Origin of the sequence: Acinetobacter haemolyticus, from assembly GCF_003323815.1 — a bacterium.
GTDB classification, from domain to species: domain Bacteria; phylum Pseudomonadota; class Gammaproteobacteria; order Pseudomonadales; family Moraxellaceae; genus Acinetobacter; species Acinetobacter haemolyticus.
Window position 1 is genome coordinate 1,304,097 of record NZ_CP030880.1, and the last position, 25,658, is coordinate 1,329,754.

The following is a 25,658-nucleotide window of genomic DNA, read 5'->3' on the forward strand; positions in this document are numbered from 1 at the left end:
CTTTATATAATTCCACTAAGTTTAATGTTCAAAATACGGGTGAATGGGATACGAGAAGTTTTTCTACATCTGAAATGTTTCGACAATGAATAAGTTGAGCAGGTGAAAGCTGAATCGCGTAAGTTTCACGAATGCGCTTTGAAATGATCTTAAGATGCTGTGGACGAAGTCCTAAATGAGTGAAATTTATCGAATCATCGGTTATGTCATTATTAGATTGACCCAATGCCTCTAAATAGATTTGCAATAGTTGATGACGCTGTTTAGTTGTCTTTACCGTACTATTCTGAAGTGATCTATATTGATATTGAGCGACATTGTTCTTGAAATATTGCCTGTTGCTTTGAAGCGCAGTAACTAACTCAGTCAAATCAAATGTAAAAATGTTTGAGTCGATGATTTGGTAGATAGCGGATTGAAGCATATGTAAAAAGTCATCAATCATCTCTGCTGAAAGCGCATCTTCGGCATAATCAATATCGAAGACCAAAGCCTCATCATTTCCAGTGCTAAAACGGATATCGATTGCAACTTGGGGTGTTTGAGTAAGCCCGTCCTGTAGTTGAATAGCATGTGACTCTGGCAGTACCGACCAAGATAAACCATTGGTAATGACGATAGGTAATACAGGGGCTTTACCTGTTTTTTCAAATAGGAGTCGGGCGAGATCAACACCAGAAAATGAGAGATGCTGTAAACCCGCTAATATTTCTGTTTGTAATTGATTGGATTGTTGAACAAATTGCGCTGTATATTTCCATTCCACAGCAATAAATGTGGAGCTATTTACAAATGGCCCCGTATATAAAGGTAAAGTAGGAATAGCAACGCATAATGCCTGATTAGTACTCCAATGAGACAACACTTGTAAAATGACAGACATAATGACTGAGTTTTTAAACAGTGAATGTTTGGCTCCAATTTTGGACAATTTTTTAAATTGATCTTTTGCAATGATTAGCTTTTTACGTTGGTAACGCGATGTCATCAATTGTTGTAATGGGGTCGTCCACGGAAGTTGTGGGATATCAGTCAATTTGGAAAATTTTTCTTCCCAATATCTTAAATCAGATTGCTGTTTAGACGAGTTATGGACTATTTCATGTTCTAGCGTTTGTGTTTCAATATCATATTGTTGACCATCAAATAGTTCTAACATCAGTGTCGCAATAGATCGGCCATCTAAAATTAATGCATCAAAGCGAACAAAAATCGTTAATAGATGATTTTCTAATAAAAAGACCGTGATATTCCATGGTGATTGGTTTAAGTCGAAGAGATCATGTGTATATTGATGTTTATAAGATTCTATTTGATCAAAAGCGAGTTCTAGCGATAACGCTCGTAGATCTACTTCTTTTAGATTAACTGTAATTTGGTCACTTAGATATTGAGTTAATTTATTTTTATCAATATGCGTGCGTAGGCTTTCATGTCGCCGTACCATTTCGATTAAACGTTGTCTTAATAAAACAATATCGATGCTGCCATGATATTGACGAAACTCTTGCATAGCGACACCTCCTAGCGGAAGTGTTTGAGTACGACCTAATAAATACGCTTGTTGTAAGGCATTTAGTGGTTTTACCGATGTTATATGTGATTTTGGGGGCTGTTCTGATGCGGTGATTGGGATATGAAACTGTTCAGGATCAGCTGCAAGCTTTCTAAGTAAATCACTGAAAGATTCAAATAAACTGCTAATCCATGTTTTGGGCAAGTGATCCAAACGGATATCCCAGTTGACTAAAATACCGCCATTGAGATTGACAACTTGAGCATCAAGTGCAACTTGAGGACCTTGTGAAATGACCCAATTCATTTCACCAAAAACCCGATGTACACGTTCAGAAAGTAAATCACCATCTGCTAAATCGAGTGCTGCTGTAAATACCACTGGCGCAAGTTCAGCACCTCCATGATAACGTGATAAATCACGTAGGATGTTAACACCTGGATAATGCGAGTGTTCGAGTAAATCGAGCATTTGATTTGCTATTTGCTTACACAGTGTTGCTAAACTATCTGCTTGCTCCATGTGAACATCAAGGATTACCAAATTAGCAAAATCACCAATACTCCGCTCGATATTTTTTAAAATAGGCTCACGCCAGAAGGTTGGAATATTTAATCTAAACGCTTGATCTTGGGTCGCATTTCCAAGCGTATATGCAAATAACCCTAATATTAGACTAGAGATCGTAATGTGCTGTTTTTGTGCCAGTTGTTGTAACGCTTTGCGGATCTCAGGCTGTAACCATGTACTTAAACGATAACTTTTTGCTGTTTCTAATTTTTCATGAGTGGTAGGTAGTGATGGCGCAGGAGTAATATTAGGTAAGCGCTGTTTCCACCATAATCGATCTCGTTGATTTAATTTTTTAAGATCGGGATCTGTACGTGTTTGGTGATGCCATTCAAAAAAGTTCGGGGGGGGAACGTATGATATATCTGGATCTTCATAGAACAACGATAGATCCTCCATCAGCCGACGAAAACTTGATGGATCAATTGCGATCATATCGGTATCAATATGAAAACGAAAATGCCCATTCTTCAATACACTGATAGAAAACCTTGCGGTTTGACCATTACTTAAATCTAGTTTTTGATGTGTCCATTGCTCACGTTTTTGCAACAGCGCTTGCTCAAGTTTATTTTCGCTTAGCATCGAAAAATCTTCGACTTCTAATATCGCATGGGGAGTCTCAGACATAATGTTTGGGATGCCATCGACACTTAAATTTAACCGTAGCAGGTCGTGTTCTTGATAAAGCCTTTGAATGGCTAAATTTAATTTTTGTAGATCGATGATTTGACCATCAAATTCAGCATAAAGATGGGCTGAAACCCCACCTAAATCTGTACTAGTAGACCGCCCAAACCAGCAGGCAGCTTGCATCGAAGTTAATTCACACATTGAACGATAACTCGGTTGACAAATTAATCTTGTTTTAGCATCATACAAACAAATGAAAATGATTACCAGTTGCATTTGATAGTCATTTTTAATTACATGCAGAAAACAGATCGTTTGTTTTTTCTCAATGTATTTCTTTTACTGCGATATAGATTAAAACTATATTTTAGTAATTAAGAAAATTGAAATGTATACAAAATCAATAGCTTGATAACCATTAAACCAGTTTTTGAATATTTAGAATGATATGAAAAATCAGATGATTGAATTTGTTTACTGGTCCAAGGAGAGGGCGCAGCGTTATCGAAACAAAGGTTACTGGATCGACCAACCTTTAACGCGAATTTTGACGGTAGGTGCTAAGTTGCATCCACATTCACCTGCGGTGATTTGTGGTGAACGACAGTTTAGTTATGCTGAGTTAGATCAGCTATCAAGCAATTTGGCTTCGCGATTGGCTGAAAATGGCTTGGGTAAAGGTGATACCGCTTTGGTACAGCTTCCTAATGTGGCTGAATTTTATATTGTCTTTTTTGCATTGCTTAAGGTTGGTGTTGTACCACTAAATGCATTATATAGTCATCGGCAATATGAGCTGAATGCATTTGTTAGGCAAATTCAACCCAAGCTTTTAATTGGTTCACGGCAGCACGAAGTTTTTCGTAATAATCATTTTATTGATGCACTTCATGAGCATTGTTTAGCGCCTGAGATCGTTCTCATGCTTAATCATCAGCCGACTGATTTTAGCTTGATTGAATGGATTGAAACCGCAGCGACAAGCGTTGTGGATATTGCGCCTACGGCTGCGGATGAGGTTGCATTTTTTCAACTATCAGGTGGAAGCACAGGAACACCGAAACTGATTCCACGTACACATAATGACTATGATTATAGTGTGAGAGCCAGTGCTGAGATATGTAGTTTAAGCTCAGCTACTCGGTTACTGTGTGCACTGCCTGCACCCCATAATTTTGTGTTGAGTTCACCAGGTGCATTGGGTGTTTTACATGCAGGAGGATGTGTTGTGATGGCACCTAATCCTGAACCGTTAAATTGCTTTGCACTGATCCAACAACATCAAGTCAATATGGCATCTTTAGTCCCTAGTGCTGTCATTATGTGGTTGGAAAAAGCACCTCAGTATCAGGCTCAAATCCAATCTTTGGCTTTGCTTCAGGTTGGTGGTGCAAGTTTTCCAGAATCTTTAGCACGTCAAGTGCCTAATGTTTTGGGCTGTCAATTACAACAAGTCTTCGGAATGGCAGAGGGCTTGGTTAATTACACCCGATTAGATGATACAGATGAACAAGTTTTCACCACGCAAGGACGTCCAATCAGTCCTGATGATGAAATCAAGATCGTTGATGATCAGTCTAGGGAGGTTCCAGAGGGAGAGGTTGGCATGCTTGCAACTCGTGGACCTTATACTTTTTGTGGTTATTATCAAAGTCCTGAGCACAATCGGCAGGTGTTCGATCAAGACGGATATTACTACTCAGGTGATCTTGTTCAACGTACTCCTGATGGTAATTTGCGTGTAGTAGGGCGGATTAAAGACCAGATCAATCGCGGTGGTGAAAAGATTGCATCAGAAGAAGTAGAAGAATTGATGCTTTTACATCCCGATGTTGTTCATGCAGCACTGGTCGCAATCAGCGATGAGAAATTTGGTGAAAAGAGCTGTGCATTCATCGTTTCTCGTGCTCCTGAACTCAAAGCCGTCATGCTTAGACGTCATCTCATGGAACTGGGTATTGCACAATATAAGCTTCCAGACCAGATCCAATTCATTGAAAGTTTGCCACTTACCGCCGTAGGTAAGGTGGATAAAAAACAACTTCGCACTATTTTAAATACATCTATAACATCTTAAATCAATATTGAGCAGCATATGGCTATTTCAAAAATTTCGACCTATCTCATGCCTCAACCAGAGAGTTATCCAAATAACAAAACAGATTGGCAATTAGATCCAGCTAGAGCGGTTTTATTAATTCATGACATGCAACGTTACTTTTTGAATTTTTATGATGCTGAAAGTGAGTTGATTAAAACAGTGATTGATAATCTGGTTCAATTAAAAAATTGGGCACATCAGCACAATATTCCAGTTGTTTACACCGCACAGCCTTATGAGCAACCAGCTGAAGATCGCGCATTACTGAATGCAATGTGGGGACCTGGTTTGCCAGCTTCTACAATTGATCAGCAGAAAATTATTGATCAACTCTCTCCAGATCAACAAGACATTGTTTTAACCAAGTGGCGTTACAGTGCTTTTAAACGCTCAGACTTGCTTGAGCGAATGCAACATTGGAACCGTGATCAGCTCATTATTGGTGGCGTGTATGCACATATTGGTTGCATGATCACAGCTGTTGAAGCTTTCATGAGTGATATACAACCATTTTTAGTCGGAGATGCAGTTGCCGATTTTTCAGAAGAAGAACATCGCTTAGCTTTGAAATATGTATCTTCACGGTGTGGTCAAGTTGTGGATACCGAATCTGTAGTGGGGCATGTTACAACAGGCATTACACGACCTTGGCTAGAGCAAAAAGTTCAGCAGCTTATTGAAGAAGATGAATTAGATCCAGAAGAAAACCTGATTCTTTATGGATTGGACTCATTACGAATTATGCAGTTTTCTTCGGAACTCAAAGCACAGGGAATCAATATTAGTTTTGAAGAATTAGGACGCACACCCACCTTATCAAATTGGTGGTCATTGGTTGATGCAAGGCAAAGGATTGCGGGATAAATGATTGGATTTATGTGGTACGAGGCAAATCCTAGTCGCTAAATTTATATACAAAATTTACATCTTTGATAGCGACTCCTTAGACGACTTGTAATCGTCATAGCAACGGAGCAAAAAATGATTTTATCGCCTGCTGATCAAGACCGAATCGAAAACTTTTGGAATTATTGTTTGAAGCATCAATATTTTAATATTGGATATCCTGAATCTGCAGATTTTGATTATTCCGCTTTATTCCGTTTTTTCAAATTCTCTATTAATAATTGTGGTGATTGGAAAGACTATAGTAATTACGCATTGAATTCTTTTGAGTTTGAAAAAGATGTGATGGCGTATTTTGCTGAAATTTTTCAAATTCCCTTTGAGGAAAGCTGGGGATACGTAACCAATGGGGGGACTGAGGGCAATATGTTTGGGTGCTATCTAGCACGAGAGTTATTCCCAGATGCCACATTGTACTATTCAAAAGATACGCATTATTCAGTTTTGAAAATTGCTAAATTATTGCAAATGAAATCTTGTGTGATCGAGTCATTAGATAATGGTGAAATGAATTATGATGATTTGATCAACAAAATCCAAACCTCAAAAGAAAAGCACCCCATTATTTTTGCCAATATTGGAACAACCATGACAGGTGCTATCGATGATATTGGGCTGATTCAAACGCGATTAGAGCAAATTGGATTTTTGCGGCAAGATTATTATATCCATGCTGATGCTGCACTTAGTGGCATGATTTTACCTTTTGTTGATCATCATCAGGCGTTTTCTTTTGCTGATGGAGTCGACTCGATTTGTGTTTCTGGTCATAAAATGATTGGTTCACCTATCCCTTGCGGCATTGTCGTGGCAAAACGTCAAAATGTAGGACGTATTGCAGTAGATGTCGACTATATCTCCACTCGTGATCAAACGATTAGTGGTTCGCGTAATGGACACACGGTTTTACTTATGTGGGCTGCAATCCGAAGCCAAACATTTTTACAGAGACGGCAAAGAGTTCAACATTGCTTGAAAATGGCTCAGTATGCAGTTGATCGCTTCCGAGCTTTTGGTGTCCAAGCTTGGCGAAATCCCAATTCAATCACTGTGGTTTTTCCATGTCCTTCAGAGCGCGTATGGAAGAAGCATTATCTGGCCACTTCTGGAAATGTAGCTCATTTAATTACCACAGCACACCATCGTGACACTCGACAGATTGATCGCTTAATTGACGACGTCATTTTTGATCTTCAAGGTGCATCGAAACGTACTGTTGGTTTTTAATCATCTCTACGAATATGTTCTGATCGAATCAATCTTTATTTTGAGCTAGAGCCAATCATCTAATAATACGCGGATAGCACCGCTAGGAAATAATTTATGCAATTAAATCTTCTAAAAAAACAGTTATTCAATGACGTTTTAATATCTTTATTATTCAGGATGAAAATAGGAAAGCATAAGGATGGAGGCAACGACAAGCTCATTCAGAATGCGGTTATTTTATTCAGTATAAAGCGAGCTGAATATGTGTGATTTAAAGTTATCTCAGGTGATGACAGAGCCATCTTTAGCCCCCGCACTAAAACCTGCATTTCCTAAACTATTGATCGGAACTTTAATTGCCGTGCTTTCAGGTTTAGCAATGCTAACTGCACTATGGGGAATGGTGCAACTCATTGGTAATTTGTCTGCTTATTGGGTCATTTTTTCTGTTACGTTTTGGGGTGTTGGTGCAGTATTCGCAGGACTTTCTTCTTGGCTAGTACACGATGCTGAAGCTGGATTTTCAGCTCGTTTACGCCGTCAAGTGGTTCATCATCTTACTCGTTTGCCTGCAACGACACTTGCTAAGCAAGGTGATCAAAAATTAAAGCATTTAGTTTCAGATGATATTGCGACCTTACATCATATGGTGGCGCATTTACCTTCAGAGATTGCAATTTTTGTTGTGATTCCTGTGGCTTCAATTGTTTTGCTGTTGCTATTGGTTGGTCCAATGGCACTTTGGGTGTTGTTACCCGGTGCTATAGCGTCCCTGTATTATTTGATCGTGGTACCCCATGTATCGAAACGAGATGGTGCTGCGCGGATGCAAGTTATGCTCGATATTATCGCCGCTGCTGATGATTATGCGCGTGGTATACGGGATAATCGAATCTATGGTCAACAGTCTGGTGCCTTAACCGCCTATACTCAGTCTGCACAACATTTTACTCAGAATATGGTTTCCTGGGTAAGTAAAGTGGCAACACTTGCTGCTGTGGCAATCGCCTTATTACAGGCCGTTGCAACTTTTGCAATTGCATATCTTGTAGCTTATCAATATGACAGCATGACATTGGCTGCAACGCTTTTTTTTAGTCTGGCGATCGTGACACCTTCATTGCGCTTAGGGCATGGACTGGATTATGTGGCTGCTGGACGAGCAGCGGCTACTCGGTTAGCTCTATTTCTAAAGGAACCAATGCTCCCATCGGGACATATTCAACAGCTTAAAGGCAATGCCCCTCTTGAAATTGTAGAGGCAAGCTTTGTTATTGATGGTCAATCAGTGTTTGAGCAAATGAGTTACTCATTCCCACCTCAATCAATCACGGCTATTACAGGACCTAGTGGTGTTGGAAAAACAACACTTCTGAGAGCACTTGCTGGTTTAGCGGTATTAGAAAAAGGTGTTGTCCGAGTTGCAGAAACGGACTTATCTGAATTACATGAAACGTTGCGACATCAAAAGATTTTATTTATCCCTCAAGGTGGCGATGTATTAGCAACTACAGTCAGACAAAACTTGGTCTTATCTGCAGTTGATGCAACTGATGAACAGCTTGAACAGGCGTTGTTCAAGGCTCAATTAAAAGTAGATCTGGATGCAGATGCAAGTTTACTTTCAGGTGGTGAAAAACAGCGTGTTGGCATTGCTCGTGCATTTTTATCATCAGCATCGGTTATTTTGTTAGATGAACCAACAAGTGCACTAGATGATGCCAATACTGAGAGGTTAATGCTTGAATTAAATGATCTCGCCAAAAAACAAAATAAAACGATTGTCATTGTCACACATGATTTAGCTTTGGCTGCTGGCGTAGACAGTAGGTTAGTGCTTGATGCAATCAATGATGCAGGGAGAACTCTATGAATACTGTAGCTAAATTAAATCATGAACAGATTTTTTCAAAGCTCCCACCTGCTGCCAGATATAAATTAATTGCTGTTGGAATGGGATGGGTTTTTGTTGCAGCAATTGAAGCAATTGCTTATACCGTACTTGCATTTGCTATGGTGTATCACTGGTCTCCTATAGGCGTTGTAATTAGTGCAATTGTCGCTATTTTGGTGACAGTGATGGTTACTCGTGCAGGTTTTCTTACTGGTGTTCGTTTGGCTGGAGATTTATTTGAAGAATTGGGTCGATCTTTAGCTCGTGCCAAACTTTCTTGGTTTAACAATGAACAGCGAACTCAAGTTGCGGCGATGGCAGGTCAGGGAATACCTGGATTTATGAGCGTTCCTGCACATCAACTGCAAACATTTTTACATGCGCCATTTATGCCGTTGTTCTTATTGGTTGGAATCGCATTACTTGCGGGGTTACGAACTGCACTGGTTGCTTTGGTTTTGGTTTTACTCTCGTTATTGGCACAATTCCTTGCGCAACGTTCACTGATGCGTACTGATGAAAAACGTAATCGTGTTGATTTAGCTGCTTCGCAAGCAACTTTAGAGTTGGTGGATCATATTGAGTTATTGCGAACAGCAGCAGGTCCAGTCGGTGCGGTTCAACGAATTGAGCATCGTTGGCAAGAACAAGAAGAGACCTTATTTCGTATTAATCGTGCTGCAGCATTTGCAAATTTTGTTGCAACCTTTGCAAGTGTTTTACCTATTGCTGGGATGGCAATCTTTCTCGTACTGACAGGTAGTCTTAATGCTGCGCTAGTGCTGGCACTGTTGATATTGATTGGACGTGCGTCAGCCCCTTTAGCTGAACTCGCCGTGGCAGGATTGCATATCAACGATTTGCTTTCGTCCTTACGAAACTTTAATCAGATCACACATCCACCAGAGTTACCTAAGCCATTGCAAGCTCAAACTCCTGTTGGTTTTGATATTTCGATAAAAAGCATCAGTTATGCGCCTGCACTTAAACATATTACTTTTGATATTCCATTCGGGAGTAGAGTATGGGTAACAGGGCCAAGTGGGAGTGGTAAAAGTTCATTATTAGAATTGTTGATGCGGTTCGATGATCCACAAAAAGGAAAAATTACATTTGGTGGAATAGCTTTAGATCAAATGAATGATGAGGATTTGGTCGCAAACATTGCTTATGTCACGCAAGAGCCGATTCTATTCACGGGAAGCCTCGCGGAAAATATTAGGCTGGGAAAACCTGACGCCAGCCCAGAAGAAGTGGAAACTGTGGCGAGAAGGGTGGAATTGGGAACGGTTATTGATCGTAGTTCAGAAGGGATCAATCAATCAGTCGGACAACAAGGTGCAGCATTGTCAGGAGGAGAGCGTCAACGTGTCGCGATTGCCCGCGCATTACTCAAAGATGCGCCAATTTTAATATTAGATGAAGCGACCTCTGCTTTAGATGAAAAGACTGAGCAAGCAATTGTTGCCGAAATTCGTGGTCTGTCTTCTACCGTTATTTTCGTTACCCATCGTGATGCAACGATTTGGCATCCAACCGAAACCCTAACTTTAACCGACCTGACTTAATTAATGTTCAACCCCTGAGTCTTGTGCAGTGCTTAGGGGCTGTAGGATCATTAAAATGAATAAAGATCAATATAATATGTTCTGCTTACCGCCTGCAGGGAGTAGTGCGAGTATTTATTATCCATGGAAGAAGCAGATATCTGACAATATTCGTATTATTCCTATTGAATATTCGGGTCATGGGCTAAAAATAAATGAACCCTTGATGAATGATCCTAATCTATTGGCGATGCAAATTGCCAATGAAATACAAGCTTACCCCGAAACAGCGTTTATTTTATTTGGACATAGTGTGGGAGGCGGTTTGATCTGGAAAGTACTCAATTATTTGAATGAAAAACCAGTGATTGATCAGTTGAAATTGATTGTAATCAGTAGTCGTCCAGAACATAGTTATATCCAACATATGCGTTATAAGCATGCGTTGACGGATAAAGAAATTATAAATGAATTGAAGCGATATAATAATTTTCCCGATGAAATCCTAAATAATCCTGAGGCATTGACTTTTTTCCTCAGAATTATTCGAAATGATTTTTATCTAAGTAGCCAATTGTTGGGTGAAAAACTGAGTAAAACGAAGGTTCCTGTCATCGCATTTTATGGTAAAGATGATCCTGATATTCCAAACAAAATAATGATGGATGCATGGCAGCAACACACAGACAATTGGTTAGGTAGTGTTGAGTTGGACGGAGATCATTTTTATTTTTTAGATCCCGAGACACGAATAAAAATGCTTAAAAAAATTTCACAAACAGTAGAAAAACTGACGTTGAATGTTGCTTGATATGCACGCAATTCCTGACATAACAGATTGGAATACACAGTCCATACAATCCTTGGATCATTTCAATATTCAACATGAAAAAATAACGTGCTTCGGATTAGAAATACATAATATTCAAGTTGAGCCATTAACAACGCTAGTTCAGCTTGATGATCTCTATCAGCATTTTAATATTTTTTTTCCTCTTAATATAAAGAATGCAGGGTTAATTCGACAGTTAGAGTTTTTTACGGGACGTCTGGCTGCGAAATATGCCTTACATGATTTGAATTTGCAGGATTGTGTTATTCATCAAGGTCACCAAGGTGAACCAATATGGCCTGACGCTGTTATTGGAAGTATTAGTCATGTCAGTCATCCGCGTTTATGTTGTGCTATTGCATATGCTCAAAAGCATAATTGTGCTGATAAGACATTTGGAATCGACATAGAATCGAAAAAGTGCCAAACATTGTTTCAACAGAATGATGAAATTTACCATGTTTTTCTAAGTGAAGATGAGCAAGCAGCACTTGCAAATACAGGCTTTAAAAAACCTGATTTATATTTGCTCGTATTTTCTGCAAAAGAAAGTGTGATCAAAGCCTTTTATATTAAATATAAGCAAATAATTGATTTTAAATCAATTCGTTTTGATGGGATAGTAGATGATTTTATCTGGTTTCGTATTCATCTCGGTTCCTCACTGAAGAATACCATAGTTACCAAAGTTCATTTTTTCGATACAGATAACGAGATAATTACAATTTCTTGCATTTAAAACACTTCACATTATTGATAATGATAATCATTTGTATTAATGTGTTTGAGCACTTATACATTTCCTATATTTAGAAGAAGCAACACTAAATCCGCTTGAAAATATCAATGCGAGAGGCAACTTAAACATGATGCAAACTACAACATCCGCAGAGCAAAACTTAGAGCATAATGATCAACATAAATTTTCATGTTTTTCTACGAAAAATTATCATTTAACGGTGAAAGACTTTGTTAAGACAATCAATACACCTGCTGCAAATATCACATTGTTTAATGATGAAATTGCCAAGTGTTTTGATGAGATGAAAAAACAGGGTAGTCGCAATCCGATTCTGATCGGCGCAATCCCTTTTGATATTACAAAGAAAAGTAGCCTGAATTTTTACGCTGATTATCAAAAAAAGCCACAGAAAACATCGGATTTTCATCCGTTGCGAGATCGTGATCAAGTTGAAGTTGTAAATAAATCACTATTAATTCAACGTCAAAAATTTGAAGGAGCAGTGCAGCTCGCTTTAAATGCTTTTGAGGCAAAAAAGGTTGAAAAAGTAGTTCTTTCTCAAGCTGTTGAGTATGAATTTGATCATCAGCAAAAACCTGAAAATTTGTTAAGTTCGTTATTAAAACAAAATCCAAATGCCTATAATTTTGTGATCCCCGTAGAGCATAATCATTATATTTTAGGTGCCAGCCCAGAATTACTTTTATCGAAACAGGATCGCATTGTAAGTAGTAACCCTTTGGCAGGATCCAGACCTAAATCCAATATTTCAGAAAAAGATTTGTGCAGTAAACAAGAATTACATCATTCGGAAAAGGATCAGAATGAGCATCGAATCGTGGTCGAAAACATACTTAAAAATCTAGTGAGTTACTGTGTTGAGCTTAAAGTTTCTGAATTTCCCGATATCTTAGAAACCTCAACCATGTTGCATTTATCATCTGAGTTTCAAGGTGTTCTCAAAAGACAAGCACCCAATGCACTCAATCTTGCATTGGAGTTGCATCCGACACCCGCAGTATGCGGTTCGCCCACAGATGTGGCTAAGCAATTTATCTTAGATCATGAAGGTTATGATCGGCATTATTACACCGGTTTGGTGGGATGGATGGATGCAGATGGTAACGGAGAGTGGGTTGTTACTATTCGTTGTGGTTTGCTCAGTGAAAATAAAATGCGCGTGTATGCAGGTGCAGGAATTGTTAAGGGATCTGATGCTGAAGCAGAATGGTTTGAAACCGAAGCAAAAATGCAAACGATGTTAAATATTTTTAATGCAAATAGTGCTGTTTGATGATGAGTCCTGATCAGTACACGCTGGGTATAAAATTTATAATGAGAATTTGATTGTGAATATGACTGAGAAAAAGATTGCATGGGTTGTTGGAGTAAACCAAGGAATTGGACTAGAAGTCATGCAGCGTTTATATGCTGAAAATATACAGGTGATCGGTATAGATAAAGCAAAAGATCAAGTCCCTGAGCATTTTAAGGAAATGATACATGTTTGTGATATACGTGATGAACAGCAAATCGCTAAACTCTGTCGTACCTTATTGTTAGAGAGTCCTCCAGACTATTTTATTCATGTCGCTGGGATTTTACATTTAGGTGAACATGATGAAATTTCGTTTGCACAATGGAGAGAAACATTTGAGGTCAATCTATTTTCACCATTTCATTTTTTTCGCCATTTAAGCCCATATTTTAAAAAGAAAAAGATGGGAAATGTGGTCATCATCTCCTCTAACTCAACAAAAGTACCCCGCATGAATATGTCCGCATATGGCGCATCAAAATCGGCACTCACATATTTCACCAAAACAGTGGCACTTGAGCTCGCTCAGTATGGTGTACGCGTTAATATTATTTCCCCAGGTTCAACAGCGACGGCTATGCAATATCAATTATGGGAAAATAGTCAGGGTGAACAGAATACAATTCTGGGTAATCTTTCGCAGTTTAAGGTGGGGATACCGTTAAAGAAAATTGCGAAAGTGAGTGATATTGCCAATGCAGTTCTGTTTTTTATTGGTGAACAATCAACGCATATTACAATGCACGATTTGGTCATTGATGGTGGAGCAACATTGGGCAGTTGATTTTATAGTAGCTTTTCCATTCAATCTCTCAACTATCTTATCGATGGTTGAGAGATTTTTTTGATGTTGTAGAAAAATCACAACTGTTTTAACTCTATATTGCGTTAATAAATAAACTTAGAAATTTTATCTGCCATCTGAATGACTAGATCTGCGATTTCATTTTTAAAGTAATGTTCGTCATAAGTGCCTAATGGACAACTGACAGATAAAACAGCGGTCATTTTTCCAGTCGATTGTTTAAAAATAGGCGCAGCACAAGCAGCCATATCATGATTGAAATGTCCCCAACTGACCATTGATCGTTGTGTTTTTACAAAGCCTAGTCTTTGAAGCAGTTCTTTCATATTTTTCGGTGTTAATTCGGAAAAAGTATCCCATTGATTAAAGTGTTTGTATCGCTCACGAATTTCACTTTCACTTAAGTCAGCGAGCATCATTTGTCCAATCACTGTGGCGTGCGCTGGCCAGCGTGTTCCTAAACCAATATTGCTGGTAAAAGTTCCATTGGATTGCACATTGTTGATAAATACAATGTGTGTACCTTCTAAAATGGATAAATGTACAGCAAGTTTGGTTTGATCACGCAGCTCTTTCATTAAAGGGGTGGCTAGATCTAAGAGCGATTGTTTCGACAAGCTATTAAAACCAAGTTCCATTACTTTTGAATCAAGCGCGTAGGTTTTTTGCGATGCTTTTCTGAGGAAACCACATGATTCTAAGGTGTAGATCAGACGGAAAGCGCTAGAGCGGTTTACTTCTAAAATTTCAGCAATCTCGGTGATGGTCATTTCTTGGGTTTGCTGGTTAAAGGCTTGCAAAATTGCCAAACCACGTACCAAGCCGGGTACTAAATAGCGATCATCATTTTTAGTGAGTTCAGATTCTTGAGAGTCTGTTTCTATCGTTGGGTTCATCAGTTTAATTTTCCTACAAAAAACGCAAATAATAAAAATTTAATTTTCTTAGGGTTCTATTCTAACTGCAAAGCAGAGTTAAAAGATAGTTTTATATATAAAACAAAATTTTTTAAGTAAAACGTAAAATAATGTGTAATAAATATCAAACATATGATTTTAAACAATATATATAGTTTGACAAAAAAATAAGCATAGGAGTATTCTTAATTAAAGTTTGTTATATCAAATAATGTTTTATATATAAAACAAATGAGGATGCAAGGATGAGTTGGATCTCAGTTTGTCAGCAAGATGACGTAACCGAAGACGAGCCAAAAGCCATAGAAGTTGACGGTAAGAAAATTGGCGTATTTTTCATCGACGAAAAATATTTTGCCATCGAGAATGTTTGCCCACATGCCTACGCATTATTAACAGAAGGCTTTATTGAAGATCAGACCGTTGAATGTCCTTTGCATGAGGCGATTTTTGATATTCAAACAGGTGAGCTAAAGAGTGGACCAGGATGTCGTGATCTATGCACTTATCCTGTACGTGTTGAAGGGCAAGAAGTTCAAATTCAACTCTAGGTCTTAATGAGAAGGAAGGAATCGCGTGAAAACATTTAATGAGAAGCTAGCTAACTGGATCCATGCAGTGCCAGCAACCGAAGCAGGAATTAACAATATCCAAGTTCCAGGGCAGCCAGAATTATTAATTTGGCAAACTCGTTATAAAGAACCAACGGTTTATGAACAAGACTTTGTACAACATTTAATCAAAGCATTTTCAGCTGGTGTGACTGAGCTGAATGATCTCGTACAGACTTTAAATCAGCAAGGTTTCCGTTGTGAGTCTGGTGAGCTTTGGACTTCTGAAAGTTTTTCAGAAGAAATGCAACGTTTAGGTTATTGATTCAAGGAAGAACGATTATGAACGCAGCAGTATCAGCTACGCCGAGTGTCGAAGAATATTTAGATTTAGGTTTACGTGATCAATGGCATCCAGTGCTTGCAAGCTGGGAAGTCGCCGCAAATCCAGTGGGTATCACTCGTTTGGGCGAGAATATTGTGGTTTGGCGTGATGACCAAGGTCAAGTTCATGCTTTAGAAGATCGTTGTCCGCATCGTGGTGCACGTCTTTCTTTAGGTTGGAATCTTGGAAATCGTGTGGCTTGTTGGTATCACGGTGTTGAGGTTCGCCATGACGGTGTGGTTGAAGATGTACCAGCGGTACATGAATGTCCAATGAAAGGCACAAAATGTATTAAAAGCTATCCAGTGATCGAAGCACATGGTGCAATTTTCCTTTGGTTTGGGATCGACCCAAATGAAGAACCGAAAGCACTCGATTTTCCTGAACAACTTGCGAGTGAAGACTGGAGTGCATTTCTTTGCCAAGCAGATTGGAAAGTGAATCATCAATATGCGATTGATAATGTCATGGACCCAATGCATGGTAGCTATTTGCATTGTACTTCGCACTCAATGGCTGAAGGAGATCGCACCGCAGAAATGAAGCACCGTTCAACTGAACATGGTTTTGTTTTTGAAAAAGAAGGTCAAATTGGTGTCAATTTCGACTGGGTTGAATATGCCAATACAGGTGCAAGCTGGTTACGTCTCTCGATTCCTTATCGCAAAGATTTTGGGCCGGGTGGTGAGTTCTGGATCGTGGGCTATGCAACACCAATTGATGCTAACAATACCCGTGTATTCTTCTGGCGTTGCCGTAAAGTTAGTGGTTGGCAACGTAATGTGTGGCGCTTCCTTTACCGCAATCATTTAGAAAAATTGCATTGGGACGTATTGGAACAAGATCGCATTATTTTAGAAAACCTTGCACCGAATGCACGTCAACAAGAATTCCTCTATCAACATGATGTCGGTTTGTCTCGTTTACGCCGTTTAATGAAAAAAGAAGCAGAAAAGCAGTTAAAGAAAATTGCAGCTTTGAATACCTCAAACCGTATTGAAATGCAGGAAGAAGCGCATGGCTAATGTTGCATTGTTACAAGGCAAAAAAGTCCTTGTCACAGGCGCGGCAAGAGGCTTGGGACGTGACTTTGCACAAGCAATTGCTGAAGCAGGTGCTCAAGTTGTCATGGCGGATATTTTAGATGAACTTGTTCAGAAAGAAGCGATTGAACTTCAACAACGAGGTTTAAAAGTTGAGGCTGTAAAAATTGATTTGTCTGATGCTGTTTCAATTCAGCAGGCTGTAGAACAGGCTGTTGAATATTTAGGTGGAGTAGACGGTTTAGTCAATTGTGCTGCTCTAGCAACCAATGTTGGCGGTAAAAGTTTAATGGATTATGACGCTGATCTTTGGGATCGGGTCATGAACATCAATGTCAAAGGCACATGGTTGGTGACTAAGGCATGTGTTCCATATCTCAAACAGGCGGATGCTGGAAAAGTGATTAATGTTGCTTCGGATACGGCTTTGTGGGGCGCACCGAATCTGATGGCTTATGTTGCGAGTAAAGGTGCATTGGTTGCCATGACACGCTCGATGGCGAGAGAGCTTGGGCAATTCAATATTTGTATCAATACGCTTTCACCGGGTTTAACACTGGTAGAGGCGACTGAATATGTACCGCAAGAACGTCATGATTTATATGTGAATGGTCGTGCGATTCAGCGTCAGCAACTACCACAGGATTTAAACGGAACAGCACTGTATTTACTGTCGGATTTGTCTTCATTTGTGACAGGTCAAAATATTCCAGTGAATGGCGGTTTTGTCTTTAATTAAGGAGTTTATCTCATGATTACAGGGATTGAGATTTTAAAGTTTGGTGTTGAGGACAGGGCTGCTTCCAATAAGTTTTTGGCAGACTTTGGATTAACTCAGAGAAGTTCAGATATTGAAGGTACTGATCTTTATCAAACCCAAAATGGTAGCAAGATTTATTTGTTTGATTGTGATGATACACGTCTACCTCAGGCCATTGAATCAGGCTCTACCTTACGTGAAGTGACGTGGGGGCTTGATGACGCCGAACAAGATTTAGCAGATTTAGCAGATCGTTTGGCTGATGTGGATGGATACCAAGCCACCACTGATCTGGTGCAATGTATAGATCCAAATGGAATGACGATTCGTTTTCAACAAAGTTTCACGCATGAGTTACCTGCACTAAGAACTGAAGGGATCAATCAATATGGCAGTGTAAATCGTATTAATGCTGCTAGTCCTGTATACGAGAAAGGTCAACCTGTGGCGATTGGTCATGTGGTGTTCTTTACTCCAGATTTAGAAAAAACTGAGAAATTCTATATTGAAAAGCTAGGTTTCTATCTATCTGATGCCTATCGTAATCGTGGTGCATTCTTACGCTGTCGTGGCAAGGGTTTTCATCATGACCTGTTTTTATTGTCGATCCCCAATAAACCTGCTGGTCTAAACCATGTTGCTTTTGTAGTTCGTGATATTCACGAAGTGATTGGTGGCGGTTTGAATATGAACCGTTCTGAGTGGTCAACTTTTATCGGTCCTGGTCGGCATCCAATTTCTTCGGCTTATTTCTGGTATGTCAATTCACCATTGGGTGGTGCATTTGAGTATTACACCAATGATGATTATTTGACTGAAGAATGGCAGCCGCGTGTTGAAGAGCATCGCTTGGAACTATTCACTGAATGGGCGATCGAGGGTGGTTTAGATGACCATACCCGCCGTCAGGTTAAACCTGCATAAAGCGATGAAGCAGGGAGAAATGCTATGGAAAGAATCGTGATCGTTGGGGCGGGACAAGCCGCAGGTTGGGCGGTGAGTACGCTGCGTCAAAATGGTTTCTTAGGTGAAATCCATGTGGTTTCCAATGAGGATCAGGTGTTTTACGAACGTCCACCACTTTCAAAACAAGTACTTTCGAAAGAGGCGAGTTATGAAAGCTTAAATTTGTTTTCAACAGAGCAGATGCAAGAATTTAATATTCAATGGCATAAGCCTGCTGTGGCAGCCCAAGTCGACCGTCAGCAGAAGCAAGTGGTTTTAGAAAGTGGCCAAATATTGCCTTATGACAAGTTATTGATTGCAACGGGAAGTCGTGCTCGTGTGCCAGTTAACACATGGCAGTTTATTCCAAATGTCGTGACACTACGCAATGTACAAGACTGTGAACGCCTTGCAGAAATTTTACAACATGCTCAAAAGTTGGCAGTTGTTGGTGGTGGTTGGATCGGTTTAGAAATTGCAGCGACTGCTCGTAAACAGGGCAAAGAGGTTCATATTTTTGAATATGGTGATCGTCTTTGTGCTCGAAGTGTCAGTCCCGATGTATCTGATTTTTTGAAAGCGATGCATCAGCAACAAGGTACGCAAATTCATTTGAATAGTAAAAACTTACATTTGATTGAAGCAGGTCATCACAAAGTTGAAGTGGTAAATCATCCCAATACGAGTGAACTATTTGATTGTGTGGTGGTTGGTGCAGGTGCTGATATTGCAAAAGAGCTGGGTGTCAATGCCGGCTTGGATGTCAAAGACGGTATCGTAGTGAATTGTTTTGGTCAAACCTCTGATCAAGATATTTATGCTGCAGGTGATGTGGCGATCCATCCTAGTTTAGGTTATTGCATTCAGTCATGGGCAAATGCGCAGAACCAAGCAATTGCAGCCGCTAAATCGATGCTGGGTATAGAAACTGAATATACCGATATTCCATGGTTATGGTCGGATCAATATCACTTCAATATTCAGATATTAGGGACTTATCAACCAGAAAGAACCAAGCAGACAGTGGTACGTAGAAGTACGGATGATCAATGTAGTTATCTGTATCTGGATGATCAAAATTGTTTAATCAATATGATCGCAATCAATGACTCAAAATTGGTCAAATTGGCAAAACGTTGGATGCAGTCCAATACCGTATTAGACCCAAAACTATTAGCAGACCCTGAATTTAATGTCATGAAATTAAAACCATAAACATTAAATTCTGGTTCATGACTCAATCGAAGGAATGAAGTATGAGTAATGAAGAAAAAAGTGGATTTAAGCATTGGGTGCCTGCTTTTGTCCTGATGGTGTGTGTTGTACTCGCATTTTTTGACAAGATTAGTATTGCGGTTTTATTTGCTGATCCACATTTCCAAGGTGCAATGGAGATTGCGGAGAACAAAGCGAAGCTAGGATGGTTGATGACCAGTTTCTTGCTGGCTTACGGTTTTTCATCTGTATTTCTCAGTTTCCTAGGTGATATTTTCGACCCAAAGAAAATGCTGTTTTGGAGTGTTGCATCTTGGGGTGTGCTGATGCTGTGCATGGGCTTTACCACCAGTTATGCAGGAATGTTGTTTTTACGCGTTTTACTGGGTTTGGCTGAAGGTCCATTGTTTGCACTCGCATATACCATTGTTAAACAGACCTATACCGATCGTCAGCAAGCACGTGCGTCAACGATGTTTTTATTAGGCACGCCGATTGGTGCTTTTCTAGGCTTCCCGATTACAGCTGCTGTATTAGCAAAATATGATTGGCATACCACATTCTTTGTGATGGCTGCGCTAACACTTGTTGCTTTGGTTGCGATCATCATTGGTTTGCGTGATCTACAGCTGAAGAAAACCATTGAATTGGAATCGACCAGCAAACGCATCAATTTCAAAGGTCATATTCTGAATACCAAAGTCTTATTACAAAACCGTTCATTCTGGTTGGTATGTATTTTTAATATCGCTTTGATGACGTATTTGTGGGGATTAAACAGTTGGGTTCCTTCTTATTTAATCCAAGACAAAGGCTTCAATCTTAAAGAGTTTGGTATTTATTCAAGTTTCCCATTCATTGCGATGCTCATTGGTGAAATCATCGGCGCATTCTTGTCTGACAAGACCGGACGCCGTGCGATTCAAGTCTTTGGTGGCTTATTGGTGGCAGGTATTTTCATGTACGTCATGGTGATTATGACCAATCCATTTTTGGTCATCGCAGCCATGTCTTTCAGTGCAATGGCATGGGGTTTTGGTGTCGCAGCAGTCTTTGCATTACTTGCACGAGTGACGACAGCTGATGTCGGTGCAACAGCAGGCGGGATTTTCAATGGAATGGGCAATTTTGCCAGTGCAATTGCCCCAGTTCTTATCGGTTACATCGTGATGCAAACAAACAGTTTTAATTTAGGAATTACCTTCTTAGCAGCAGTCGCCGTTATTGGGTCATTCTTCTTGCTTCCTTTATTGAAACGTTATTAATCAAACTATTCATCAAAAACTTAGGAGTTAAACATGTCTACTCAACAATTTGAATCATGGAAACAGCCTGAAGGCGCTAGTTTGGAAGATTGGTTAAACACACGTATCGCACGTTTTGAAACACGTAAATATGATTTCGATGCGTTGAAATTCCAAGCAGATTATGACCCGAAATATCGTCGTGCTCAAATGCGTTATATGGGAACAGGGGCAACAGGTGTAGTCAATGATGGCAACACGGTTCCAGCTGAAAACTTTACTTTTTCAACCATGGTTTTACCTGCGCAATGTGAAGGTCCTTTGCATATCCATCACGATGTTGAAGAAGTGTTTTTCATGTTACGTGGCGAGATTGATCTGTTCATTGAGCATAACGGTGAAAAATTTCAAACCAAATTGAAAGAGCGTGATCTGATTTCAATTCCGCCAGGTATTTATCGTGGCTTGTTTAACCCTGGTCAGGAAGATGCCTTGATGTGTGTGATGTTGGGTGCTGGAAAACCAACTATTCCAAACTATCCACCTGAGCATCCATTGTCTCAAATCAAACGTTAATCAACGCGATTAACTGTAAAAAGGAATGAAGTGATGACTTTGATTGACACATTAGCCCAATACCCAGTGAAAACCATTGAGATCGATGGTCAGCTGCAAGCCTATCGCGAAGCTGGACAAGGCCAAACGCTGATTCTTTTACATGGTATCAGCTCTGGTTCTGCATCATGGGTCAATCAGCTTGATGTCCTTAGTCATCACTTTCATGTCATTGCTTGGGATGCACCGGGTTATGGCTTATCTGAGGGTTTAAATACGGAACAGCCAAATGCAACCGATTATGCTCAGCGTGTGCTGGCGATCATGGATGCATTGGCGATTTCTAAAGCCATCATTGTAGGTCATTCATTAGGTGCATTACAGGCAAGTGCTTTTGCCCATCTATATCCTGAACGTGTTGAAACCTTAATCATTGCCAATGCAGCGCAGGGTTATCAACGATCGGATGAAGACACCAAAGCACAGGTTTATCAGAAACGCCCAAATCTATTGAAAAGTTTGGGCAATGCGGGGATGGCGGCAAGCCGTGGTCCACATTTAATTTATAAACAAGACCCTCAAGCACTGGCATTGGTTGGTGAAGTGATGGGGCAGCTCACTTTAGACGGTTTTACGCGAGCATCGTATTTGTTGGCGTATGACGAGATTAGAAATTATTTAATAGATATCAAAGTTCCATGTGTGGTGATTGCTGGTGACAAGGATGAAATCACGCCTGCTCAAGCCATCATGGAGCTGGCGATGGAAATGCAATTGAGCCGATGTCATCTCATTACAGATGCAGGTCATCTGAGTTATGTCGATCAACCTGATCAGTTTAACGACATTGTTTTATCGGCAAATTAATTAAACGAGAGATATGGATATGAGCTTCCAAGTTGAAGGAAAAGTAGCAGTTGTAACAGGTGGCTCGTCAGGCATTGGTTTGGCTGCTGTGGAAATTTTAGTTGCAGAAGGTGCAAAGGTCGCATGGTGTGGTCGAGATGAAGCGCGTTTAGTAGCATCGAAACTTTATATTTTAGAGAAATATCCACATGCCAATATTTACACCAATATCTGCAACGTTTTGGACAAAGAAGATGTAAAACGATTTGCACAAGATGTGAAGCAAAACTTAGGCAATGTCGATATGTTGATCAATAACGCTGGTCAAGGTCGTGTGTCGAATTTTGAAAATACCCAAGACGAAGATTGGATGAAAGAAATTGAACTCAAATATTTCAGTGTATTACATCCCGTTCGTGCATTTTTAGACGATTTAAAACAGTCTGTTTGTGGCTCAATCACCAATGTGAACTCATTGTTAGCCCTACAACCTGAACCGCACATGATCGCAACCTCATCTGCACGTGCTGCGCTACTAAATTTAACGCACTCACTGGCACATGAATTTACTCAATATGGTGTCCGTGTGAATTCAATCCTTTTGGGTATGGTGGAGTCGGCACAGTGGAAACGCCGTTTTGAAACGCGTTCAGACCCAAATCTGTCATGGGAACAATGGACAGGCAATATTGCTAAAAATCGTGGTATCCCGATGCAACGTTTAGGTAAGCCTGAAGAACCAGCACGTGCCTTGGTCTTTCTCGCATCGCCTTTAGCATCCTATACCACAGGTTCAACTCTCGATGTCTCTGGTGGATTTAATAAACATTTATAAGGTGTGCACATGAAACAGTTGATGATGATTGGTTTTGGCGCGATGGCAGCAGAAGTGTATGCCCATATGCCGCAAGACTTACAACTTAAATGGATTGTGGTACCAGCACGGAGTGTTGAAAAAGTTCAAGCGCAAGTTGCTCATGACGTGCAAGTGATTAGCTCGATTGATCAATGTCAGGGTACACCTGATTACGTGATTGAAGTTGCTGGTCAAGCTGCGGTGAAAGAGCATGCGCAAAAGGTTTTGGAAAAGGGTTGGACGATTGGGCTCATCTCAGTTGGAACTTTGGCGGATAACGAGTTTCTGATCCAGTTAAAAAATACCGCGGAGCAACATGATGCCCATTTACATCTTTTGGCAGGTGCGATTGCTGGAATTGATGGGATCTCAGCGGCGAAAGAAGGTGGTTTGGAAAAGGTCACTTACAAAGGCTGCAAGAGTCCAAAAAGTTGGCGTGGCAGTTATGCAGAGCAATTGGTTGATTTAGATCAGGTGAGTGAAGCAACCGTTTTTTTCCGTGGTACAGCCCGTGAAGCTGCATTGAAGTTTCCAGCCAATGCCAATGTTGCGGCGACGATTGCGCTTGCAGGTTTGGGAATGGATGAAACCATGGTGGAACTGACGGTTGACCCAAACATCAATAAAAACAAGCACACGATTGTGGCGGAAGGTGTGTTCGGTGAAATGACGATTGAGTTGGTCGGTGTGCCTTTGGCGAGTAACCCGAAAACTTCGACATTGGCTGCACTCAGTGTGATTCGTGCCTGTCGCAATAGTGTTCAAGCAATTCAGATTTAAAGGATTTGATCATGGTAAAGGAAATTTATATCGCTGGTGAATGGCGATTAGGTCGAGGCGACACGATTCAAAGTCTGTTTCCAGCAGATCAATCTGTAAATGCTGAGATTTCAACGGCGAGTTTAGATGATGTCAATGAAGCGATTGAAAAGGCTGATTTGGCATGGCGTCAGGCGGACTGGCGTAACAGTCTACCGCATGAACGTGCGCGCATTTTGTATAAAGTGGCTGACATTATTGAAGCGCGTGTGGATGAGCTATCCAAGCTACAAACCCGTGATAATGGTAAACCATTGGCTGAAACGCGCGCTTTAACTCTAAGTGCAGCGGCAACAGCGCGTTATGTGGCAGCAGCCTGCGAGACACTAAATGATGAATTAACCACACAACGTGCGCCAGACTTTATGACCATGAGTGTGCATGAACCTGTGGGTGTTGTGGCAGCGATTACACCGTGGAACTCACCGATTGCCAGCGAAGTACAGAAGCTAGCACCTGCGCTTGCTGGCGGTAATGCAGTCATTTTGAAACCAGCAGAAGCGACTTCTTTGATCGCATTGGAATTAGCAAAAATCTTTGAAGACGCTGGTTTGCCTAAAGGTTTATTGAGTGTGCTCGTAGGACGTGGTTCTGTGATTGGTGATGCAATCGTAAAGCACCCATTAGTACGCAAAATTTCATTTACAGGTGGAACCAGTACAGGACGTCATTTGGCACATATCGCCGCTGACAAGTTGATCACCACATCTTTAGAACTTGGCGGAAAATCACCAACGATCGTCATGCAAGATGCCGATATTGAGCTTGCAGCAAAAGGTGTGGCTTATGGCATTTTTAGTTCAGCAGGACAGGCATGTATTGCTGGATCACGCTTATTTGTGCATCGCAGTATTTATGATCAATTCTTAACGCGTCTAGTTGAAATTACCAAAGGCTTGCGCGTAGGACATCCTGAAACCGCAGGCGTGCATTTGGGTTCTTTGATCAATCCGAAGCATTTAGCCTCAGTCGATGCTTATGTTCAGTTAGCAAAAAAAGAAGGTGGTCAAGTTTTGGTTGGTGGTCAGGCATTGACTGAAGGTGATTTAGCAAAAGGCAGCTTCTATTTGCCGACCATTATCACAGGTCTCAATAATTCAGCACAAACCTGTCAGGAAGAAATCTTTGGTCCTGTATTGGTAGTCATGAAATATGACGATGAAGCGGATCTGATTGCCCAAGCCAATGACAGTTGTTTTGGTTTGGCCGCAGGGATTTGGACTGAAAACTATCGTAAAGCTTGGCAACTTGCACGTGCTTTGGAAGTGGGAACAGTCTGGATCAATACCTACAAAAAATTCTCAATTTCTGCACCTTTTGGTGGTTTCAAAGAAAGTGGAATTGGGCGTGAAAAAGGTCGTTTAGGCATCTTGGCGTATATGCAACAAAAAAGCATTTATATGGGATTAAGCGAACAGCCAAATCCTTGGTGCGATTAATAAATTCATG

The 25,658-nt window shown here is 40.3% G+C and carries 23 protein-coding genes; 21 read left to right on the top strand and 2 right to left on the bottom strand.

The features are described 5' to 3' along the window. Window positions 1-28 precede the first annotated feature (28 nt). The gene (locus DS737_RS05885) at window positions 29-2,995 is read right to left on the bottom strand and encodes a condensation domain-containing protein (RefSeq protein WP_171287577.1); all 2,967 of its coding nucleotides are present in this window, start codon (window positions 2,993-2,995) and stop codon (window positions 29-31) included. Window positions 2,996-3,167: 172 nt separating this feature from the next. Between DS737_RS05885 and basE the strand changes: the two genes are divergently transcribed. The 9 genes from basE to dhbA all read left to right on the top strand — a co-directional run bounded on the left by basE (window position 3,168) and on the right by dhbA (window position 14,052). Further along, complete coding sequence (gene basE, locus DS737_RS05890; protein ID WP_113997029.1) at window positions 3,168-4,796, top strand: (2,3-dihydroxybenzoyl)adenylate synthase BasE; 1,629 nt, start codon at window positions 3,168-3,170, stop codon at window positions 4,794-4,796. 18 nt (window positions 4,797-4,814) lie between these two features. Continuing rightward, a complete protein-coding gene (locus DS737_RS05895; RefSeq protein WP_113997030.1) occupies window positions 4,815-5,684 on the top strand; it encodes an isochorismatase in 870 nt (289 codons plus the stop codon). A 117-nt stretch (window positions 5,685-5,801) separates the two neighbouring features. Then, window positions 5,802-6,953, top strand: coding sequence for a histidine decarboxylase (locus DS737_RS05900; RefSeq protein WP_113997031.1), 1,152 nt, complete (start codon window positions 5,802-5,804; stop codon window positions 6,951-6,953). 244 nt (window positions 6,954-7,197) lie between these two features. Continuing rightward, the gene (locus DS737_RS05905; RefSeq protein WP_213068183.1) at window positions 7,198-8,808 is read left to right on the top strand and encodes an ATP-binding cassette domain-containing protein; all 1,611 of its coding nucleotides are present in this window, start codon (window positions 7,198-7,200) and stop codon (window positions 8,806-8,808) included. Next, window positions 8,805-10,397 carry an ATP-binding cassette domain-containing protein gene (locus DS737_RS05910; protein WP_113997032.1) on the top strand — a complete coding sequence of 531 codons (1,593 nt, stop codon included), beginning with the start codon at window positions 8,805-8,807 and terminating at the stop codon, window positions 10,395-10,397. Before DS737_RS05905 ends, DS737_RS05910 begins: the two co-directional genes overlap by 4 nt. Before the next feature lie 55 nt (window positions 10,398-10,452). After that, window positions 10,453-11,187, top strand: coding sequence for a thioesterase II family protein (locus tag DS737_RS05915; protein ID WP_113997033.1), 735 nt, complete (start codon window positions 10,453-10,455; stop codon window positions 11,185-11,187). Next, window positions 11,177-11,947, top strand: a complete 771-nt coding sequence (locus tag DS737_RS05920) for a 4'-phosphopantetheinyl transferase family protein (protein ID WP_113997034.1) — start codon at window positions 11,177-11,179, stop codon at window positions 11,945-11,947. Before DS737_RS05915 ends, DS737_RS05920 begins: the two co-directional genes overlap by 11 nt. A 127-nt stretch (window positions 11,948-12,074) precedes the next feature. Then, on the top strand, window positions 12,075-13,244 hold the full coding sequence (locus tag DS737_RS05925) for an isochorismate synthase (RefSeq protein WP_113997035.1): 1,170 nt from the start codon (window positions 12,075-12,077) through the stop codon (window positions 13,242-13,244). A gap of 61 nt (window positions 13,245-13,305) precedes the next feature. Next, on the top strand, window positions 13,306-14,052 hold the full coding sequence (gene dhbA / locus DS737_RS05930; protein ID WP_113997036.1) for a 2,3-dihydro-2,3-dihydroxybenzoate dehydrogenase: 747 nt from the start codon (window positions 13,306-13,308) through the stop codon (window positions 14,050-14,052). Window positions 14,053-14,156: 104 nt separating this feature from the next. On the opposite strand, the gene DS737_RS05935 is transcribed toward dhbA, so the two are convergent. Next, complete coding sequence (locus DS737_RS05935; protein ID WP_113997037.1) at window positions 14,157-14,969, bottom strand: IclR family transcriptional regulator; 813 nt, start codon at window positions 14,967-14,969, stop codon at window positions 14,157-14,159. A gap of 266 nt (window positions 14,970-15,235) precedes the next feature. On the opposite strand from DS737_RS05935, the gene DS737_RS05940 reads away from it, so the two are divergent. Genes DS737_RS05940 through DS737_RS05995 form a run of 12 tightly spaced genes read left to right on the top strand, consistent with a single transcriptional unit; the run spans window position 15,236 to window position 25,648 of the window. Then, window positions 15,236-15,541 carry a non-heme iron oxygenase ferredoxin subunit gene (locus DS737_RS05940; RefSeq protein ID WP_005084771.1) on the top strand — a complete coding sequence of 102 codons (306 nt, stop codon included), beginning with the start codon at window positions 15,236-15,238 and terminating at the stop codon, window positions 15,539-15,541. A 25-nt stretch (window positions 15,542-15,566) separates the two neighbouring features. Beyond that, entirely contained in the window at window positions 15,567-15,866 is a 300-nt protein-coding gene (locus tag DS737_RS05945; RefSeq protein ID WP_004639801.1) for a recombinase-like helix-turn-helix domain-containing protein, read from the top strand. A gap of 17 nt (window positions 15,867-15,883) precedes the next feature. Beyond that, window positions 15,884-16,951: an aromatic ring-hydroxylating oxygenase subunit alpha gene (locus DS737_RS05950; protein WP_005089805.1), complete on the top strand. Its 1,068-nt coding sequence runs from the start codon at window positions 15,884-15,886 to the stop codon at window positions 16,949-16,951. Further along, the gene (locus tag DS737_RS05955; protein ID WP_113997038.1) at window positions 16,944-17,708 is read left to right on the top strand and encodes an SDR family oxidoreductase; all 765 of its coding nucleotides are present in this window, start codon (window positions 16,944-16,946) and stop codon (window positions 17,706-17,708) included. The genes DS737_RS05950 and DS737_RS05955 overlap by 8 nt, the downstream gene beginning before the upstream one ends. Window positions 17,709-17,720: 12 nt before the next feature. Then, complete coding sequence (locus DS737_RS05960; RefSeq protein ID WP_005089809.1) at window positions 17,721-18,653, top strand: VOC family protein; 933 nt, start codon at window positions 17,721-17,723, stop codon at window positions 18,651-18,653. Between the two features lie 24 nt (window positions 18,654-18,677). Beyond that, on the top strand, window positions 18,678-19,889 hold the full coding sequence (locus tag DS737_RS05965) for an NAD(P)/FAD-dependent oxidoreductase (RefSeq protein ID WP_005089811.1): 1,212 nt from the start codon (window positions 18,678-18,680) through the stop codon (window positions 19,887-19,889). Window positions 19,890-19,930: 41 nt separating this feature from the next. After that, the gene (locus tag DS737_RS05970; protein ID WP_113997039.1) at window positions 19,931-21,154 is read left to right on the top strand and encodes an MFS transporter; all 1,224 of its coding nucleotides are present in this window, start codon (window positions 19,931-19,933) and stop codon (window positions 21,152-21,154) included. A gap of 33 nt (window positions 21,155-21,187) precedes the next feature. After that, on the top strand, window positions 21,188-21,709 hold the full coding sequence (locus DS737_RS05975; RefSeq protein ID WP_004639794.1) for a cupin domain-containing protein: 522 nt from the start codon (window positions 21,188-21,190) through the stop codon (window positions 21,707-21,709). Between the two features lie 30 nt (window positions 21,710-21,739). Next, on the top strand, window positions 21,740-22,555 hold the full coding sequence (locus DS737_RS05980) for an alpha/beta fold hydrolase (protein ID WP_171287579.1): 816 nt from the start codon (window positions 21,740-21,742) through the stop codon (window positions 22,553-22,555). Window positions 22,556-22,574: 19 nt separating this feature from the next. Then, window positions 22,575-23,369: an SDR family oxidoreductase gene (locus tag DS737_RS05985; protein ID WP_113997041.1), complete on the top strand. Its 795-nt coding sequence runs from the start codon at window positions 22,575-22,577 to the stop codon at window positions 23,367-23,369. A gap of 9 nt (window positions 23,370-23,378) precedes the next feature. After that, complete coding sequence (locus tag DS737_RS05990; protein WP_113997042.1) at window positions 23,379-24,170, top strand: aspartate dehydrogenase; 792 nt, start codon at window positions 23,379-23,381, stop codon at window positions 24,168-24,170. A gap of 11 nt (window positions 24,171-24,181) precedes the next feature. Beyond that, window positions 24,182-25,648 carry an aldehyde dehydrogenase gene (locus DS737_RS05995; RefSeq protein WP_113997043.1) on the top strand — a complete coding sequence of 489 codons (1,467 nt, stop codon included), beginning with the start codon at window positions 24,182-24,184 and terminating at the stop codon, window positions 25,646-25,648. The last annotated feature ends 10 nt before the right edge of the window (window positions 25,649-25,658 follow it).

Bases quoted from the DNA above. Each gene is read 5' to 3' on its own strand.
- DS737_RS05885 (WP_171287577.1), bottom strand. From the start codon at position 2,995: ATGCAACTGGTAATCATTTTCATTTGTTTGTATGATGCTAAAACAAGA.
- basE (WP_113997029.1), top strand. From the start codon at position 3,168: ATGAAAAATCAGATGATTGAATTTGTTTACTGGTCCAAGGAGAGGGCG.
- DS737_RS05895 (WP_113997030.1), top strand. From the start codon at position 4,815: ATGGCTATTTCAAAAATTTCGACCTATCTCATGCCTCAACCAGAGAGT.
- DS737_RS05900 (WP_113997031.1), top strand. From the start codon at position 5,802: ATGATTTTATCGCCTGCTGATCAAGACCGAATCGAAAACTTTTGGAAT.
- DS737_RS05905 (WP_213068183.1), top strand. From the start codon at position 7,198: ATGTGTGATTTAAAGTTATCTCAGGTGATGACAGAGCCATCTTTAGCC.
- DS737_RS05910 (WP_113997032.1), top strand. From the start codon at position 8,805: ATGAATACTGTAGCTAAATTAAATCATGAACAGATTTTTTCAAAGCTC.
- DS737_RS05915 (WP_113997033.1), top strand. From the start codon at position 10,453: ATGAATAAAGATCAATATAATATGTTCTGCTTACCGCCTGCAGGGAGT.
- DS737_RS05920 (WP_113997034.1), top strand. From the start codon at position 11,177: ATGTTGCTTGATATGCACGCAATTCCTGACATAACAGATTGGAATACA.
- DS737_RS05925 (WP_113997035.1), top strand. From the start codon at position 12,075: ATGATGCAAACTACAACATCCGCAGAGCAAAACTTAGAGCATAATGAT.
- dhbA (WP_113997036.1), top strand. From the start codon at position 13,306: ATGACTGAGAAAAAGATTGCATGGGTTGTTGGAGTAAACCAAGGAATT.
- DS737_RS05935 (WP_113997037.1), bottom strand. From the start codon at position 14,969: ATGAACCCAACGATAGAAACAGACTCTCAAGAATCTGAACTCACTAAA.
- DS737_RS05940 (WP_005084771.1), top strand. From the start codon at position 15,236: ATGAGTTGGATCTCAGTTTGTCAGCAAGATGACGTAACCGAAGACGAG.
- DS737_RS05950 (WP_005089805.1), top strand. From the start codon at position 15,884: ATGAACGCAGCAGTATCAGCTACGCCGAGTGTCGAAGAATATTTAGAT.
- DS737_RS05955 (WP_113997038.1), top strand. From the start codon at position 16,944: ATGGCTAATGTTGCATTGTTACAAGGCAAAAAAGTCCTTGTCACAGGC.
- DS737_RS05960 (WP_005089809.1), top strand. From the start codon at position 17,721: ATGATTACAGGGATTGAGATTTTAAAGTTTGGTGTTGAGGACAGGGCT.
- DS737_RS05965 (WP_005089811.1), top strand. From the start codon at position 18,678: ATGGAAAGAATCGTGATCGTTGGGGCGGGACAAGCCGCAGGTTGGGCG.
- DS737_RS05970 (WP_113997039.1), top strand. From the start codon at position 19,931: ATGAGTAATGAAGAAAAAAGTGGATTTAAGCATTGGGTGCCTGCTTTT.
- DS737_RS05975 (WP_004639794.1), top strand. From the start codon at position 21,188: ATGTCTACTCAACAATTTGAATCATGGAAACAGCCTGAAGGCGCTAGT.
- DS737_RS05985 (WP_113997041.1), top strand. From the start codon at position 22,575: ATGAGCTTCCAAGTTGAAGGAAAAGTAGCAGTTGTAACAGGTGGCTCG.
- DS737_RS05990 (WP_113997042.1), top strand. From the start codon at position 23,379: ATGAAACAGTTGATGATGATTGGTTTTGGCGCGATGGCAGCAGAAGTG.
- DS737_RS05995 (WP_113997043.1), top strand. From the start codon at position 24,182: ATGGTAAAGGAAATTTATATCGCTGGTGAATGGCGATTAGGTCGAGGC.